The organism is Streptomyces sp. S4.7 (assembly GCF_010384365.1).
Lineage (GTDB): Bacteria > Actinomycetota > Actinomycetes > Streptomycetales > Streptomycetaceae > Streptomyces.
The window spans coordinates 460,215-474,826 of sequence record NZ_CP048397.1; the positions used below are offsets into that span (position 1 = coordinate 460,215).

15 protein-coding genes and 2 pseudogenes are annotated in these 14,612 nt (G+C 71.1%); 8 read left to right on the plus strand and 9 right to left on the minus strand.

The window, feature by feature from the left end:
* The first annotated feature begins 23 nt into the window (after nt 1–23).
* On the plus strand, nt 24–1,148 hold the full coding sequence (locus SSPS47_RS01890; protein WP_239064734.1) for an acetate/propionate family kinase: 1,125 nt from the start codon (nt 24–26) through the stop codon (nt 1,146–1,148).
* Nucleotides 1,149–1,390: 242 nt separating this feature from the next.
* On the opposite strand, the gene SSPS47_RS01895 is transcribed toward SSPS47_RS01890, so the two are convergent.
* From SSPS47_RS01895 to SSPS47_RS01910, 4 genes are all read right to left on the minus strand, one after another.
* Nucleotides 1,391–1,888 carry a hypothetical protein gene (locus SSPS47_RS01895; RefSeq protein WP_164248149.1) on the minus strand — a complete coding sequence of 166 codons (498 nt, stop codon included), beginning with the start codon at nt 1,886–1,888 and terminating at the stop codon, nt 1,391–1,393.
* Nucleotides 1,872–2,363: an RNA polymerase sigma factor gene (locus SSPS47_RS01900; RefSeq protein ID WP_164248152.1), complete on the minus strand. Its 492-nt coding sequence runs from the start codon at nt 2,361–2,363 to the stop codon at nt 1,872–1,874. Before SSPS47_RS01900 ends, SSPS47_RS01895 begins: the two co-directional genes overlap by 17 nt.
* A gap of 117 nt (nt 2,364–2,480) precedes the next feature.
* The gene (locus tag SSPS47_RS01905) at nt 2,481–3,116 is read right to left on the minus strand and encodes a class F sortase (protein ID WP_164248155.1); all 636 of its coding nucleotides are present in this window, start codon (nt 3,114–3,116) and stop codon (nt 2,481–2,483) included.
* Nucleotides 3,113–3,478, minus strand: a complete 366-nt coding sequence (locus SSPS47_RS01910) for a Tat pathway signal sequence domain protein (RefSeq protein WP_164248158.1) — start codon at nt 3,476–3,478, stop codon at nt 3,113–3,115. The genes SSPS47_RS01905 and SSPS47_RS01910 overlap by 4 nt, the downstream gene beginning before the upstream one ends.
* A 163-nt stretch (nt 3,479–3,641) precedes the next feature.
* Here SSPS47_RS01910 and SSPS47_RS01915 point away from each other — a divergent pair, with 163 nt between their 5' ends.
* The 3 genes from SSPS47_RS01915 to SSPS47_RS01925 all read left to right on the plus strand — a co-directional run bounded on the left by SSPS47_RS01915 (nt 3,642) and on the right by SSPS47_RS01925 (nt 6,166).
* A complete protein-coding gene (locus SSPS47_RS01915) occupies nt 3,642–4,550 on the plus strand; it encodes a hypothetical protein (RefSeq protein ID WP_164248160.1) in 909 nt (302 codons plus the stop codon).
* Complete coding sequence (locus SSPS47_RS01920; RefSeq protein ID WP_164248163.1) at nt 4,547–5,308, plus strand: hypothetical protein; 762 nt, start codon at nt 4,547–4,549, stop codon at nt 5,306–5,308. Before SSPS47_RS01915 ends, SSPS47_RS01920 begins: the two co-directional genes overlap by 4 nt.
* 201 nt (nt 5,309–5,509) lie before the next feature.
* Nucleotides 5,510–6,166, plus strand: coding sequence for a maleylpyruvate isomerase family mycothiol-dependent enzyme (locus SSPS47_RS01925; protein WP_164248165.1), 657 nt, complete (start codon nt 5,510–5,512; stop codon nt 6,164–6,166).
* A gap of 22 nt (nt 6,167–6,188) precedes the next feature.
* Here SSPS47_RS01925 and dhaK read toward each other — a convergent pair whose 3' ends face one another.
* The 3 genes from dhaK to SSPS47_RS01940 all read right to left on the minus strand — a co-directional run bounded on the left by dhaK (nt 6,189) and on the right by SSPS47_RS01940 (nt 8,130).
* On the minus strand, nt 6,189–7,184 hold the full coding sequence (dhaK, locus tag SSPS47_RS01930; RefSeq protein WP_164248168.1) for a dihydroxyacetone kinase subunit DhaK: 996 nt from the start codon (nt 7,182–7,184) through the stop codon (nt 6,189–6,191).
* Between the two features lie 78 nt (nt 7,185–7,262).
* The gene (dhaL, locus tag SSPS47_RS01935; RefSeq protein WP_164248171.1) at nt 7,263–7,919 is read right to left on the minus strand and encodes a dihydroxyacetone kinase subunit DhaL; all 657 of its coding nucleotides are present in this window, start codon (nt 7,917–7,919) and stop codon (nt 7,263–7,265) included.
* 22 nt (nt 7,920–7,941) lie between these two features.
* On the minus strand, nt 7,942–8,130 hold the full coding sequence (locus tag SSPS47_RS01940) for a hypothetical protein (protein WP_164248174.1): 189 nt from the start codon (nt 8,128–8,130) through the stop codon (nt 7,942–7,944).
* A gap of 82 nt (nt 8,131–8,212) precedes the next feature.
* Between SSPS47_RS01940 and SSPS47_RS01945 the strand changes: the two genes are divergently transcribed.
* The 3 genes and pseudogenes from SSPS47_RS01945 (at nt 8,213) to SSPS47_RS01955 (ending at nt 10,099) form a co-directional block, all read left to right on the plus strand.
* Complete coding sequence (locus SSPS47_RS01945; protein WP_164248177.1) at nt 8,213–8,761, plus strand: GNAT family N-acetyltransferase; 549 nt, start codon at nt 8,213–8,215, stop codon at nt 8,759–8,761.
* A gap of 462 nt (nt 8,762–9,223) precedes the next feature.
* Nucleotides 9,224–9,613, plus strand: a pseudogene (locus SSPS47_RS01950) (DUF2267 domain-containing protein); the annotation flags it as partial.
* A 228-nt stretch (nt 9,614–9,841) separates the two neighbouring features.
* On the plus strand, nt 9,842–10,099 hold the full coding sequence (locus SSPS47_RS01955; RefSeq protein ID WP_164248180.1) for a hypothetical protein: 258 nt from the start codon (nt 9,842–9,844) through the stop codon (nt 10,097–10,099).
* A 461-nt stretch (nt 10,100–10,560) separates the two neighbouring features.
* On the opposite strand, the gene SSPS47_RS01960 is transcribed toward SSPS47_RS01955, so the two are convergent.
* Both SSPS47_RS01960 and SSPS47_RS01965 read right to left on the minus strand, forming a co-directional pair.
* Nucleotides 10,561–11,895, minus strand: coding sequence for a DUF1996 domain-containing protein (locus SSPS47_RS01960; RefSeq protein WP_239064735.1), 1,335 nt, complete (start codon nt 11,893–11,895; stop codon nt 10,561–10,563).
* Nucleotides 11,896–12,102: 207 nt separating this feature from the next.
* A pseudogene (locus SSPS47_RS01965) lies at nt 12,103–13,574 on the minus strand (discoidin domain-containing protein); the annotation flags it as partial.
* Between SSPS47_RS01965 and SSPS47_RS01970 the strand changes: the two are divergent.
* Nucleotides 13,570–14,538 carry a LacI family DNA-binding transcriptional regulator gene (locus SSPS47_RS01970; protein WP_164248186.1) on the plus strand — a complete coding sequence of 323 codons (969 nt, stop codon included), beginning with the start codon at nt 13,570–13,572 and terminating at the stop codon, nt 14,536–14,538. The pseudogene SSPS47_RS01965 and the gene SSPS47_RS01970 overlap by 5 nt on opposite strands.
* Nucleotides 14,539–14,612 lie beyond the last annotated feature (74 nt).

The window sequence follows — 14,612 nt, forward strand, 5'->3', positions numbered from 1 at the left end:
GGGAGCTGAGAGGAAGGGCTGTCGTGGCCAGTCACGAACGTGACCCGGTGCTGGTGGCGGACGCGGGCTCGTCCAGCCTGCACCTGACCGTCTTCGCGAACGACGGCACGGCCCTCGCCTCGTACGACAACGCCTCCGCGCCCGGCGACAACATGTCCGGGCAGCTCCGTGATCTGCTCCGGTACGCGCCGGCGCCGATGGCGGTGGGACACCGGATCGTGCACGGCGGCCCGGATCTGCGGCAGCACACCCTGGTCGACGACCAGGTCCGGGACACCCTTCAGCTCACGGCGGACCTGGCTCCCTCCCATGTCCCGCCGGCCCTGCTCGTACTCGACGCGGCCCGTGAGCTGCTGCCCAACGTGCCGCACGTCGCCTGCTTCGACACCGTCTTCCACGCCGGACTGCCCACGGCGGCCCGTGAGTTCGCCGTGCCCGAGACCTGGCGCGGCGAGTACGGCGTACGACGCTACGGCTTCCACGGTCTGTCCTACGCGTGGGCACTGAGCAGCACCGCCGAACTGCTCCGGCGGCGGCCCGGGAGCCTGCGGATCGTCATCGCCCATCTGGGCGGCGGCAGTTCGGCGTGCGCCGTGCGTGACGGCACGAGCGTCGACACCACCATGGGTTTCACCCCGCTGGACGGCCTCGTGATGAGCCGTCGCAGCGGCGCCGTCGATCCGGGCGCCCTGACGTGGCTCCAGACCCGGCACGGCCTGTCCGCGCAGGACATCGAGGAGGCGCTCAACCACCGTTCGGGCCTGCTGGCCCTGTCCGGAACCTCCGGCGACACCCGTGACCTGGTGCGCGACCGCGCGGCCGGCGACGAGCGGGCCGCTCTGGCGCTGGACGTCTTCACCCACCACTGCCGCCGCGGCATCGCCGCGATGGCGGCGTCCCTGGACCGTCTCGACGCGCTGGTCCTCACCGGCGAGATCGGCCAGGACCAGCCGGAGGTGCGTGAGGAGATCTGTGCCGGGCTCGGCGTCCTCGGCGTCACGGGCGGTCTGCTGGTGCCACCGTCCGACGACGACGTGGCCGCCCGACTGGTCAGCCCGCCGGAAGCGACGGTGCCGGTGATCGTCGTGTCCACGGGGGAAGCACGCCAGATCGACAAAGAGACCCGCGCACTCCTGCGCGAAGCCTGAACGGACGTCTCGGGCGGACGCCCGCGCTTCGGGCGCGTCGGCTCGTCAGGCACGCCGGAGCCGCCAGACCTCATCGACGACCCGGTCGGTCAGCGTCCCGGCGGGTACGCCCTCCCCTCCCCTCCCCTCCCCTCACACACAGCACGAGTCCGGCGAGCGGCCGGCCTCGGCGCGGCTTCCGCGGTCCCCCGACGAGGTGAGCGGGGTGAAGGGGCGCTGACCGCCCCGTCGCGGCACGGGCGTCACGGCTGTGGGGGCCCTCCGCTGTCGGGGGCGGCGGGGGGCTCGACGGCGTCCCGGCCGGGATCCTGGCTCGGGCCCTGGCTGGGAGTCGCCATCGGCATGCGGCTGGGGACGTCCGAGGGAGCCCGGCCCGTCGGTGTGGGTGTGCCTTCCGGCTCTCTCCGCTCGGACGGGCGGGGGCTGACGGGAACGGAGGACGGCGGCTCGGTGGGCACGAGCGACGAGTTGCCCGGGGGCGGCGGGGCGAGCGGCGCCGTCGGGGAGGCGGGCGTGCCGGACGTCGTCGCGAGATGGAGGGGCAGCGCGACGAGCGCGGCGGCGGCGCACGACAGACCGACCCCGGCCGCGGTGCGCAGCAGCCGACGACGGGTGGCGCTCCGGCGGATCGCCTCGTACCGGTGCGGGGGTGGGACGAGGCGGTCGGAGGTGGGCCGCAGCAGGACGGCGAGGGGATCGTCGGGCCCGAACTCCGGCCCTTCGTCAGGACGTGTGGTCAAGGCTTCTCCTCAAGTGGGCGCGGAGCAGTTCGCGGGCCGCGTGGAGGTCGGCCTTGACGGTTCCTTCCTTCCGCCCGGTCAGTTCGGACACCTCCCGGATCGGCATGTCAGCGTAGTAGTGCAACAGGATCGGGACGCGCAGTCGTTCGGGCAGCGACTGCACGAGCAGCCGTACCGAGGGGTCGGCCTGCTCGGTGTACGGCCTGACCGCGGCTTCGGAGGTGACACGCCGTATCGCCTTGCGTTCGCGCTCCAGTTTGCGCCAGTGGTCCCGGACGAGATTGGCCGCGGTGACGTAGAGGAAGCCGCGGGGCTCCTGCACGGATGTCCACCGGGCCCAGAGCCGGGTGAACGCCTCCGAGGCGATCTCGTGGGCCGTCTCGTCGTCGTCGACGAGACGGCGGCACCAGCCGGCGAGGCGCGGGTAGAGGGCGGCGAACAGGTCGGACGCTGCCTTGTCGCGGGACCGTTTCAACGCTCTCCATGGTCGTGACCGCGGGTGTGGGGGTTCTGGGTGGGCTTGGGGGCTCGTGGGGAAGGAGCCCGGACCGGGGGCGCGGGTTCCGCCGGTCCGGGCTCCGGTGTGGTGGGGTCAGCGACTCGTGGCGGTCAGCGTGGCGAAGACGATCACGTTGCCGAGGTAGCCGTCATCGGTACGGGGGCCGCCGCAGGTGATGAGCCGCAGCTCAGGACGGTCCACGTCGCCGTACACGTCGTCCGCCGGGAAGTCCGCCTTTGCCACCTTCCGTACGGCGTCGACGGCGAACACCGCCGCCGTGCCGTTCTCCAGGCGCACCGTGACGCGGTCGCCCCGGCGCAGCCGCGCCAGGTGCCTGAAGACCCCGTCGCCGTGGGCGCCGACCGTGACATGGCCGGTGATCACCGAGGGGCCGATCCGACCCGGCGTGGGCGAGTGCCGGTACCAGCCCGCGCGGTCGTCGGCCGTGACCGGCGGCACCTGCATGCTGCCGTCCGGGGCCAGCCCGAGCCGAATGACGGGCGTGTCGACCCCGATGGCCGGGATCCGCAGTCCGACCGGGACCGAACGCGCCAGTGGCTTCGCCCCGTTCACCTTCGCCCCGTTCGCCTCCGTGGCGGGCCGCTCGGACGGTGGTGTACCGCCCGAGCGGTCCGCGGTCGCGGTCCGGCCGGACTCGTTGCCGCCACAGCCGACGAGCAGCGAGGCCAGCGCGGCGGCGGTGAAGGCGCGCCTGGAGGGCGACCTCACGCCCCGGTCGCCCGCCGACGGCGTACGACGACGAACGCCGCACCGCCCACGGCGAGAGCGGCGGCCCCCGTGCCGATCAGCGCGCCGTCGGTCCCGGACCCGGCGGAGAGCGGGGCCACTCCGGTGTCGGGCGCCCCCTTCGGTACGACGTCGACCTGGCCCGGGGCCGCCGGCGCCCGGGTCGGTTCGGCGCTCTCGGCCGGGGCGGGGGCCGCGGAGGGCGCCTCCGAGGGGGCGGCGTCGGCGGGCGGGCGGGTGCTGGGGACGGCGCTGGGGGTCGCGTCGTCGGCGAACGCGGGCACCGCGCCCGCCAGCACGGCGGTGCTCGCGAGTGCCATGGCACTGAGGACGGTTCGGCGCATGAGTCGCTCTCTTTCGTCGTCCGCCTGCCCGGGGACTCGGCGGGCGGGGCCAGTGATCGGGAGGAGAGACGAGCCACCGACGGACCGGGTTGCAAAGGAATGGCAAAGTCCGGCCCGGTGGCCAGCCCCTGCGGGTGTCCGTTTGTCGTGCTGTACTGACGAGATGAAGCGCAAGCACACGCCGGCGTTCGTCAAGACACTCGCCGAGCGGCCGGGCAAGGCTTCCGACACCGGCCGCGCCGAGCGGGTACGCACCAGGGTGCGGCTCATGATCGAGATCACCGCGCGGGCCGGATCGTACCGAAAGGGACTGGTCCAGGCCGCCGAGAGGCTCAGCCCCGAGGAAGCGGTGATCCTCGCCGATCTCGAAGCGCACGGGCTGCAGGTACCGCAGTTGCGGGACGTACTGCGCGGCGGCCATGTGCTGGTGGACGATCCGCAGCTGTACGAGAGCTGGCGGTTCGCCAAGGGCAGCCATCCGAGGCTGTCCAGCCACCACCGCGACATCGACAAGGCGGTCTACCCCGACATCGGGATGCGTGGACACGTCGTACGGGAGAAGCTGCACGGCCGCACCGCACAGGGCACCTGGGTGCAGTTGGAGAAGACCCCGGCCGCGTTCGGCGGGCCCAAGCTGCCCCGTCCCAGCGATCTGCGGCATCTCATGGACTACGTGGTGTACAAGTTCACCGACAGCAATGTCGGGCCCTGGGGGCTGTCGCGGATGACCGAGCGGCGCCCGCTGTATCTCTCGCCGGTTCTGGCTGTTCCCACATCCCTGTCGCCGCCGATCTCGCGGTCACTGACGCAGGCGCTGCGCCGGATCGAGGCGAACGACGACGTCACCGCCGTGTCCCAGCAGCTCGCGGACCGGTTCCCGCCGCCGGACCGGCCCGATCTGGCCGGTGAGCTGGGCCAGGCGCTGTCCGGGAGGGGCGGCCGGGGCCTGTTCGGCAACTCCGACGTCTGGGTGACGCAGACCCCGTCCAGTACCGCCGCCGCGGTTCTGCGTGAGAGTCGCGCGGCGCCTTCCGCGGACGGATGGACGGCACCGGCAGGAGGTACGGCATGAACGACGAGCAGCGCGGTACTCCTACGGCGGCGCAGCCGGGGCCGGGCGAGGCATCCGTCCCCCAGGGGCTGGTCACGGCCGTGGTGGACCTGGTGAACACCGGGCCGGTACTGCTCGGCGCGTACACCATCGCCGAACTCACCGCCGTGGACGCGATCGTGGACTTCCTGGAGGCCCGGCCGTCGGACGACGAACTCGCCGAGGCCGTCCGCTCGCTGGCCGCACGCGAACTCCTCCTCGCGGGCTCCTCGGGCGAGGAGGTCCAGGTGCGGGGAGACCTGGGCATCGCCGTCGCGTTCCAGCAGCGGGCCAGGAAGGTGCTCGACGCCCGAACGACCGGGACTGCCCCGGGCGAGCCGTGGCGGATCCTGCTGCTCCCCCAACCGGAGAAGATCTGTCTGATGGTCCGCATCGACGCGCTCGGCGTGCACCAGATCGGTCTGTACAAGCTCGACGAGGCACTCCGTACGCTGACCGAGTGGCTGCCCCGCGGCCCGTCGGCGGACACCGACCCGTCGATCGACGCCGATGCCTTGCTCACCGGGTCGGAGCGTTCCGCGCTGGTCACCGTCACCGAGTACACCGCGGTCGGATCGGCCGAGACGGCGGGCGCCAGCACCGATCTGGTCCTGGCCCGTAACGAGGGGCGGCTGCACGTGCTGTCCCGGGACCCGAGCCGGCGGGAGAGGCTGGTGGCGGCCCCGTTGGGTGACAGGGACGGTGTGCGCGACAGGCTGGCGGATCTCCTGGCCGCGTGAGGGCCGACGGGCGCTGCTTCTCCGGGCGCGGTTCTTCGGGATGTGGCTCTCAGGACGTGGGTCTTTCAGAACGTGGAAAAAAGCTCGGTCACGAGCGATGATTCCGCTTCAGGTCGGGAGTCTTCTTCCTGCACGCCCGACCTGAACTCCGTTCTGGCTCCGGTGCGGCACAGGACGCGACCCGTGACAGGAGCCTCTCCCATGATCGACCCGGAACCGACAGCGGAATCCGGCCGGAAGACCGATGTCTGGCCCTTGATACACACCGAGCGGGAGGCGCTGGCGGCCGATCTCGCCGGGTTGACCGACGCACGGTGGGCGACGACGTCCCTCTGTACCGAGTTGACGGTGCGCGAGGTACTGGCGCACCTCACCGCGTCGGCGAACCTCAACGCCGTGCGCTGGCTGGCTGGTGTGATCCGCTGCCGGTTCGACTTCGACAAGATGGTGGCCATGCGGCTGGCCGAGCACCTGGGTTCGGGTCCCGCCGAGACGCTGGACAGGTTCCGGCACTCGGTCCCGAGCACGACCAAGCCCCCCGTCCCCGCCATCGCCCTGCTCGGCGAGACGATCGTGCACGGGGAGGACATCCGGCGCCCGCTCGGTATCCGCCGCCCCTATCCGATCAGTACGCTCACGCCGGTGGCCGAGTACTACCGGGGTACGGATCAGGTGGTCCTGGCCAAGGGCCGTATCGGCGGGCTTCGACTCGTCGCGGACGACGGGCCGTTCACGGCCGGTTCCGGGCGACTCGTGTCCGGCAGCACCGTCGCCCTGATCATGGCCATGACCGGGCGCGCGCCGTACTGCGACGATCTCGAAGGCGACGGTGTGGAGACTCTCCGCGCCCGCTGCTGACACCCACCGCTCCCAGGGCTTGTCAGAACACCCGGATCGGGGTCTCGGCGAAGTCGGTGAGCAGGTCGAAGATCTCGTCGTCCAGCCGCACCAGGGTCACCGACGCGCCGGCCATGTCGAGCGAGGTGCAGTACTCGCCCACGTAACTGCGTCCGACCGTGATGCCGCGCTCGGGCAGCTGCTTGTGGGCCAGGCCGTACACCAGGTACAGCTCACCGATCGGTGTGCCGCCGAGGCCGTTCGCCATCAGTGCGACGCGGTCACCGGAGGAGAAGGGCAGGTCGTCCACGACCGCGCTGACGAGTTCGCCCACCATGGCGTCCGCCGACTGGAGCTTCTCGCGCTTGCGGCCCGGTTCGCCGTGGATGCCCACGCCCATCTCGACGGCGTCGTCGGGCAGGTCGAACAGCGGCGAGCCCTTGGCCGGCGGTGTGCAGGCCGTGAGCGCCATACCCATGGTGCGGGTGACGGAGTTGACCTTCTCGCCGATCCGGTACAGCTCGTCGAGGTCCGCGCCCCGCTCGGCCGCCGCGCCGACGGCCTTCATCACGAAGAAGTTGCCGGCGACCCCGCGCCGGCCGACGGTGTACGTCGAGTCCTGTACGGCCACGTCGTCGTCGATGAAGAGGGTACGGACGGTGACCCCGTCGGCCTGCGACAACTCCTCGGCCATCTCGAACGCCATCCGGTCCCCGGTGTAGTTGTTGACCAGCAGCAGCACGCCCTTCGGGGAGGCGACCAGCTTGACCGTCTCGTAGACGAAGTCGGCGGGTGGTGCGGCGAAGACGTCGCCGGGGCAGGCGGCGTCGAGCATCCCCTTGCCGACGCTCATCACGTGCGCCGGCTCATGACCGGATCCGGATCCCTGCACGATGGCGACCTTGTTCTCGCGCGGGGCGTCGGCACGCATGATCAGGTTGTACTCGGGCACGTACCGCAGCGTGTCGGGGTTGGCCAGGGCCAGGCCCTCCAGCATCTGCGCGACGTAGTCCTTCGGGTCGTTGACGAACTTCTTCATGCCGCACTCCTCCTGATCTGCCGATCCCGGGTCCGGGAGTCGGGAGTGGGTCCGGGCGCCCGGACCCGGTGTCCGCCGTCAGTCGCGCGCCTCCCACTCGGCCGCGACGCGCTCCGCCATGACCGCGACGGCCACCGCGCCCGGGTCGGGCGAGCCGATGCTGCGCTCGCCGGCGTAGCTCTGGCGGCCGCGTCTGGCCCGCATGGGTGTCGTCGCGTCGGCCGCTGCGCGCGCGGTCGTGGCCGCCAGGGCGGCGAGTTCCGCACCATCGGCCGCCGGTCCACCGTCGGCCAGCCGCCGCTCCAGGGCGTCGGTCATCGGAATCAGCGCGTCCAGCAGCGTCTTGTCCCCGAGGTCGGACCTGCCCCGTGCCTTGATCCCCTCGGCGGCGGCCCGCAGCATGGCCACCGCATCCGCGGCGTTCAGCTCCGGCCGGTCCTTCACGGCCCCGGCGGCCCGCAGGAAGGTGGTGCCCCAGAGCGGCCCCGACGTACCGCCCACCCGCTTGGAGATCACCAGGGCGACCTTCTTCAGGGTCTCGGCCGGCGCGTCCGAGACGAGGGTGTCCCAGTCGCCGAGCACGATCTCGAAACCGCGGGCGAGCGAGTACCCGAAATCCCCGTCACCCGAGACGGCGTCGAGGTCGCCGAAGGCCTTCTCGTTGTCCACCGCGGTCCGGGCGACGGACCGGACGACGAAGGCGAGGTCGTCGGCGTGGTTCGATGACGATGACATGACTCTCCTGACTGCTGCGGCGTCAGCGCGGCCGGGGATCGGGACCGTCCACGGGTGGACGGGATGCCGTGGAGTCCGGGGAGTCGCCGGCGGAGGGCAGGACGGCCAGGTCGGCGAGCACCACACAGGGCCCCGGCCGGACGCCGAGCGGATCGCTCAGCACCTGGGTGACGGTCTCCTCCGGCGGCGGATCGCCGAGCGAGTCGACCACCCGCCGCGGTGCAATGGCCCTCGAACGGGCCACGGCGAGGGCGACGACCGGGCGCCGTGCGACCGGGTCCTAACATTGGCCCATGCCCAATACACCGTCACGGGTCGAACTGAGCCCGCTCACCCTCGCCGACCAGGATGAGTTCTGCTCGCTCGTGAGGGCCAGCGCCGAGCTGCACAGTGCGACGATGCAGCTGCCCGCGACCGCGGAGGCGTTCCAGGACTGGATGCGCCGCTTCGAAGACGGCACGAACCGTGGCTATGTGATCCGCGTTCAGGAGACCGGTACGGCCGCCGGCATGGTCAACATCAACTCGATCATCCGGGGCCGTTACCAGGGCGCGTCCCTCGGCTACGCGGCTTTCGCCCCGTCCGCGGGGCGGGGTTATATGACCGAGGGGCTCACCGTCGCCCTGCGGCACGCCTTCGAAGACCTGCGGCTCCACCGGCTGGAGGCGAACATCCAGCCGTCGAACAAGGCGTCCCTGGCCCTGGTCGAGCGACTGGGCTTCCGTTACGAAGGTCTGTCGCCCGCCTACCTCTACATCAACGGGGCCTGGCGCGACCACGAACGCTGGGCGGTCACCGCACCGTCGCCCTGGACACCCGACCCCTCCCTTCCGGAGGTCTAGGAGGTTTCTTGCCGATCGGGCCGGGCTCGCGGGCCCGGGGCGGCCGGACCGGATACGGTCGACTCGGGCGCACATCCGTGGCGCCGGCCCAGATACCCGGCACGGCGGCGTATAACAGGCGAGCGGGCGCCGGAATTGGCTCGAACTCCGCTTCCATTCGCCGCGCGGCAGATTTTCCAGCGTTCTCAGGCATGGACCGCGAGAGCCTGGGCACTAGTCGTGGCGGCATTGGCGCTGCTGGATTCGATGGGACACCGAGAATCTCATGGCCCGCACGATCGGGTACGCGAGCGCGACTCCTCGCCCATTGCCGAGGCCCCGGCCCGTCAGGACCGGAGGACGACAGGACATCCGCAAAGGCGCGGAACAGCTGGCTCTGTCTGCCTTGTTGGCGAGAACACCCCACGACGAGGAGGGCACCTGCCCATGCACGCCCAGACCACAACAGGTCCATCGAAGGTCATGACGTTCGAGCGGATGCTTGAGACGGTGCGCTACGACGGCGCGTATCCCACCCGTGAGCGCGCCGAGGAGTCGGTGACCGGCGTTCTCACCGCCCTCGGTACGCAACTCGTCGGCGGCGAACGCTCCTCCCTCGCCGCCCGGTTGCCCGCCGAAGCCGCTCGTCTCCTCAGCGCCGCCGCGCCGGCCGAGCCCCTCAGCGGCCAGGAGTTCGTGAAGGAACTGGCCGCGCGCACCGGCGGCACCACCGCCACCACCCGCTGGGACTCCAGCACCGTTCTCACCCTCGTCGGTCGCCTCGCCGGTAGTGATGTCCTCAGCCGCGTGCTCACCCAACTGCCGCCGGGCTACGCCCTCCTGTTCGGCCGCGCCGAGCTCACGCAGATCGCCCGGCAGAAGCGCGTGAGCTCCCCCCTGCCCGCCGCCTCGCCCATGCACCCCCGCACACCGAAGGACCTGGCAGCGGCAGGGCGCTGAACGAGGCCATACCCGCGGAGGCGGGGCGCACATGTGGGGGCGATCCCGACCGATGTCGGGATCGCCCCCATTGCGTCAAGACGGTGAAGGCACGAGCGGCGTGGCAGCCGTACCAAGATCCCCGCCACCTACGATGCCCCCGTGACCAACGAATGCGGAGTGCCGGAATCACTGATCGCCCTTCAGCGGACGTTGAACGCGGCCGCGGAGGAGGCCCGGGCGCGTGGTTCGTCGCCGGAGGACTGGCGACCGTGGGTGGAAGCGGCGGCTGTGGCCGAGAACGCTTTCGCGGAACACGCGGCAGCCGCGGGCGTCAGTGCCGACAAGGTTCGGTCGGCCGCCGAGAGAGCCGCGCGCGGCCTGCCCGCCCACACCGACCCGGAAGAGCGTCCGGACTGAGCCGCTCTCCAACCACCGGATCCGCCACCCCGGCCGCCGCCGCGGACCTCCTCGCGGCAAACGGGCGGAGCGACGGGGCAAGCGCGAATGCCACGTGCAGGTCTCGGCGCGATCGGACGAAGAGGACGTCGGGGTCGTGGACCCCGTACGCCCCGGCCGGCGGTTCGGCTCGCGCTGAGCGCCACTCCCCATTCCGGCAGGGCCACGACACGGCGTGCGCCGACTGTCGGACCAGGCTCTGGGGGGCGCTGGCCGGCCACGCCGCACGGACTCCAACGCCGAGCCCGCCGGGTCCGTCTTCCGTCCTGCGAGCCAGGCCGCGACCGTCGATCTGGCACGGTCCTTGCCCCGTCTCCGGCGTCAAGAGGATCCAGGCGGCGCGGGCGACGTGCCGGCTGTCGGCTGCGCGATGCAGCCGACAGCCGGCAGCGCCATGACCACGGCGCATGCCGGCCCTGAGGTCAGAACGTGCCTGCGGAGTTGCACTTGGCCTTCTGGGTGATGCAGTCCTTCACGCGATGTCCGAGAGCGGCGTTGTCCCAGGCGTTGAAGAAGTCACCGTGGATGGACGAGGGCATGCCCGACGCCAGCCGGAAGCCCTGGGCGCTGCCGCTGGTCGGGTAGCTGGTGACGAACGAGAGGCTGGGGATGGCGACGGGGTGGGCGCCGCTGCACTTGCCGTCGTAGGTGAACGCCACGTGCGACGTGTGGTCGGGAGAGTCGAGGTTCTTGCCGTCCCAGCAGTCGGGGAAGACGAGTTGGTGGGTGAGGTGGGCCTTCGGGGCGCAGACCGGCCAGTTGCCGTCGGCACTTCTGCCGGTCTCGCCGCCCTCGCCGGCGCACCAGAACTGCCCCGGCGATCCTGCCGGGGTGGGCGTCTGCGCCCTGGCGTCACCCGCGATCATGCGAAATCCCTGCGGGAAGGGCACAGTCGCTGAGGGGTCGGGGAGCCGGGAGCCGTAGTAGACGATCATGCCCTCGGGTTCGACGGCCCTGTCGTTCTCGTAGAGGGTCGGAATCCAGTACGCCGAGAGGTCGTTGGCAGGGGTGCAACTGGTCGGCGCGTTGGCCAGCAGCGACTCGGTCGTGGAGAACGCGTCGGTGCTCTTGTTACCGAAGAAGCTGTGCATGTGGGACGCGCCGGGAAGGCCCGGAAGGACGATGGGGTCGTCCGGCTTGGAGTGGCTGTAGGTGCAGGTGGCGTTGAACTCCGGAACCCGGACCACACCGGCGGGCACCGCGGCCGGCGTCATCGCGCGGAACTGCGCCAACTGAGCGTTCCACTTGGCCTGGTCGACGGGGACCCACCCAGCCGCCGCACTGTCCCCCTCGCCGACGAAGGAGAACCAGTTGATGTTGACGAAGTCACCGGGTGTCGTGCCACGCAGCACGGCGAACACCGTCTGGGAGCCGGTGGGGTGCGTGGTGACCTGGGTGGTCCTCGTCGCCCAGTTCTGCCAACCGCCGGTCGGTGAGATCGGCATGACCGCGAGCAGCGGTCCGGTCAGGCCCGCGGTGCGCAACTCCAGCGTTCCCGAGCCGACGGCGGAAGCGATCCGGGCCGACACCGTCAGCCGGCCGGCCGCGCCGAGGTCGACGTTGTCGAAGCGCATCCAGTCGCCGTCGGCGAGATACGAGGCGTTCTTCCCGCCTCCGGTGTCCGAGGTCGCCTCCAACGCGACACCCGACTGCGCCGCGTAGGACTCGGCCTGGACGGTGACTGACGCGGCCTGCGCCTGCTGGGTCGAGACGGTCAGGCTCAGGGCGGCGGCCAGCACGACCACCAAGAGATTCACCAACAGTGTGTACAGATGTGCGGGATTTCTACGCATCTCACTTCCTCACGGACATCGGGGGTGACGGGCCTTCTTCTTGCCGGAGCGGAGCGACGGGGAGCGCGGCGGCCGGTGCCTGCGGCCTGGTGCGGGGGTGTCCCGGGCCGCCCCGAGGGAGCGGGCGGAGCGGCCCGGGAAGTTCGCGAACGCCGGACGACCGGGGGCGGGCTACTGATAGACCCGCACGTAGTCGACGAGCATCCTGGACGGGAAGGGGGTGCCGGCGTCCGTCGGGCCCGGCCAGTCACCTCCGACCGCCAGGTTGAGGATCATGTAGTGCGGGTGGTCGAAGATCCACGGCCCGCGCGTCTGCTCCACCTGGTCTCTGTCGATGGAGAAGACCGTCCGGCCGTCCAGGCTGTAGGTGATGCCTCTGCTGTTCCAGTCGGCGGCCCAGGTGTGGAAGTCGTCGGAGAAGTCGGCGTTCCCGGGCAGTGTGTACGGCGCGCCGATTCCGCCTCCGCCGTTGCAGGCGGGCGCGTGGACGGTCGAGTAGGCGGTCTTCACGTCCTTGCCGAGGACCTCCACGATGTCGATCTCGCCGTTGTACGGCCACGGCCGGCCCGTCAGGAAGTCGGCGCCCATCATCCAGAACGCGGGCCACAGACCGTTGCCCTTGGGCACCTTGATGCGTGCTTCGACGCGCCCGTAGGTGAACTGGAACGTCGCGCCGGTGGTCATCCGCGCCGAGGTGTACTGACAGGTGGTGCTGCCGCTCAACGGGTCACGCGGGCACGACGATCCGGCGGTGACCTCCTTGCGTGCCTCCCTCACCAGGTGTCCGGCCCCGTCCAGGGCCGCGTTGCGGTTGTCGGTGTGGTACTCCAGCTCGTTGTTGGGCCCGGTGCCCGGGTCGGGCCGCCACTTCGAGGCGTCGGGCCTGGCGCCCGCGCGCCGTCGAAGTCGTCGCCCCACACCAGCCGCGGCGGGTTGGCGGGGTCACTCGGCAGGGGCGGAGCCGGTATCGGGGCGCCGCCGCTGCCGTAGACCTGGAACTCCCACAGCGAGAAGCCGTAAGGGGTGGCGCGCTGTGTCCCGTACATGCGCACGTAGCGGCCGGTGCCGGAGACCGCGAGGGTCTGTTTGAAGCCCGTGCCGGCGGTCGTCTAGTAGATCGGCGTCCAGTCGGTCCCGTTCGGCGAGACCTGGATCTGGAAGGACTTGGCGTAGGCGGGATCCCATTGCAGAACGACCTTGTCGATCTGCGCGGTCGCGCCGAGGTCGACGGAGATCCAGCCGGTATCGGTCCATCCCGTGGTGGCGCTGGTGGCCCAACGGGAGGCCGGGTCCCGGTCGAAGGCCCTGGCCGGTGTGCACTCCCAGCAGTTCCCGTCGGCCTGGGAGGAGGACGCCGCGCCCGGCCTGCCGTAGGAGAGCAGGGTGCCGGTGCCGCCGCCGGGACCGCCCGTGCCGGCTGTGCCGTACACCTGGAACTCCCACAGCGAGAAGCCGTAGGCGGTGGCACGCTGCGTTCCGTACATGCGCACATAGCGGCCGGTGCCGGAAACGGTCAGGTTCTGAGTGCCGCCCGTGGCCGTGGCCGTCTGGTGGACGACTGTCCAGTTCTGCGCGTCGCTCGACACCTCGATCCTGAACGCCGTGCCGTAGGCGGCTTCCCAGTCGAGGACGGCCCGGGTGATCTCGGCGCTGGGCGTGTCCAAATCGAGCGTCTCCCGGGTCATCAACGGCGAGACGACGGTCGCCCCGCGGATCCGGGACGTCGTCATGCGCGCCGTGCAGGAGTTGGGCTACGTGCCCAACGGGGCGGCGCGCAATCTCGTCACCCGCCGCACGGACACGCTCGCCGTGGTGGTCTGCGACCCGCCTCAAGGAGTCGTCTCCGACGACCCCCTCTTCTCCGCCGTGGTCCGCGCTGTCAGCAGAGAACTCGAGAAGGCGGGCAAACGGCTCGTGCTCATGCTCGCGGAATCGGATCAGAGCCGGACCAGAGTGGTGGAGTACATCGCCGGCGGGCATGTGGACGGCGTGCTCCTGGTCGCTCTGCACGGTACGGATCCGCTGCCGGGCGCCCTGGCCCGACAGGGCCTGCCTGTCGTGTCGTTCAACCGCACCTCCGCACAGGACGTCCCGTACGTGGCGCTGGACAACGCCGGCGGAGCGGCTCTGGCGGTGCGTCATCTTCTGGAGCGCGGTCGGCGCCGGATCGCCACCATCACCGGGCCACTCGAACTGTACGAGTCGCGTGAGCGTCTCGACGGCTACCGTCGGACGCTGCGTGACACCGGCCGTCGCTCCATCGTGGCACTGGGGGAATTCACCAGAGCCTCCGGCGCCGAAGCCATGCGGCAACTCCTGGAGGACGATCCCGATCTCGACGCGGTGTTCGCGGCCAACGACCTGATGGCGATCGGCGCCCTGCGCACCCTCCATCGAACGGGCCGACGTGTCCCCGACGACGTGGCGGTCATCGGCTTCGACGACATAGAAGCCGCGTCCTACACCAGTCCCGCGCTCACCTCGGTGCGCAGCCCGATGGCCGACCAGGCGACCGCAGCCGTCCACCTGCTCCTCGGCCTGATCGACGGCGGCCCCACAGGGCCGGTGATCATGCCGAACGAACTCGTGGTGCGCGAATCGACCTGACTTCCCGGCGGCGCTGCTCACCCCGCCCCGTTCCGCGCCGCTGTGAACCGGCCGCCTCGAACGTCCGCTGCCGT

What these genes read in the sequence shown, in the direction of transcription:
- SSPS47_RS01925 (WP_164248165.1), top strand. Translation starts at nt 5,510, where the DNA reads ATGATCGACCCGGAACCGACAGCGGAATCCGGCCGGAAGACCGATGTC.
- dhaL (WP_164248171.1), bottom strand. Translation starts at nt 7,919, where the DNA reads ATGTCATCGTCATCGAACCACGCCGACGACCTCGCCTTCGTCGTCCGG.
- SSPS47_RS01915 (WP_164248160.1), top strand. Translation starts at nt 3,642, where the DNA reads ATGAAGCGCAAGCACACGCCGGCGTTCGTCAAGACACTCGCCGAGCGG.
- SSPS47_RS01910 (WP_164248158.1), bottom strand. Translation starts at nt 3,478, where the DNA reads ATGCGCCGAACCGTCCTCAGTGCCATGGCACTCGCGAGCACCGCCGTG.
- dhaK (WP_164248168.1), bottom strand. Translation starts at nt 7,184, where the DNA reads ATGAAGAAGTTCGTCAACGACCCGAAGGACTACGTCGCGCAGATGCTG.
- SSPS47_RS01920 (WP_164248163.1), top strand. Translation starts at nt 4,547, where the DNA reads ATGAACGACGAGCAGCGCGGTACTCCTACGGCGGCGCAGCCGGGGCCG.
- SSPS47_RS01945 (WP_164248177.1), top strand. Translation starts at nt 8,213, where the DNA reads ATGCCCAATACACCGTCACGGGTCGAACTGAGCCCGCTCACCCTCGCC.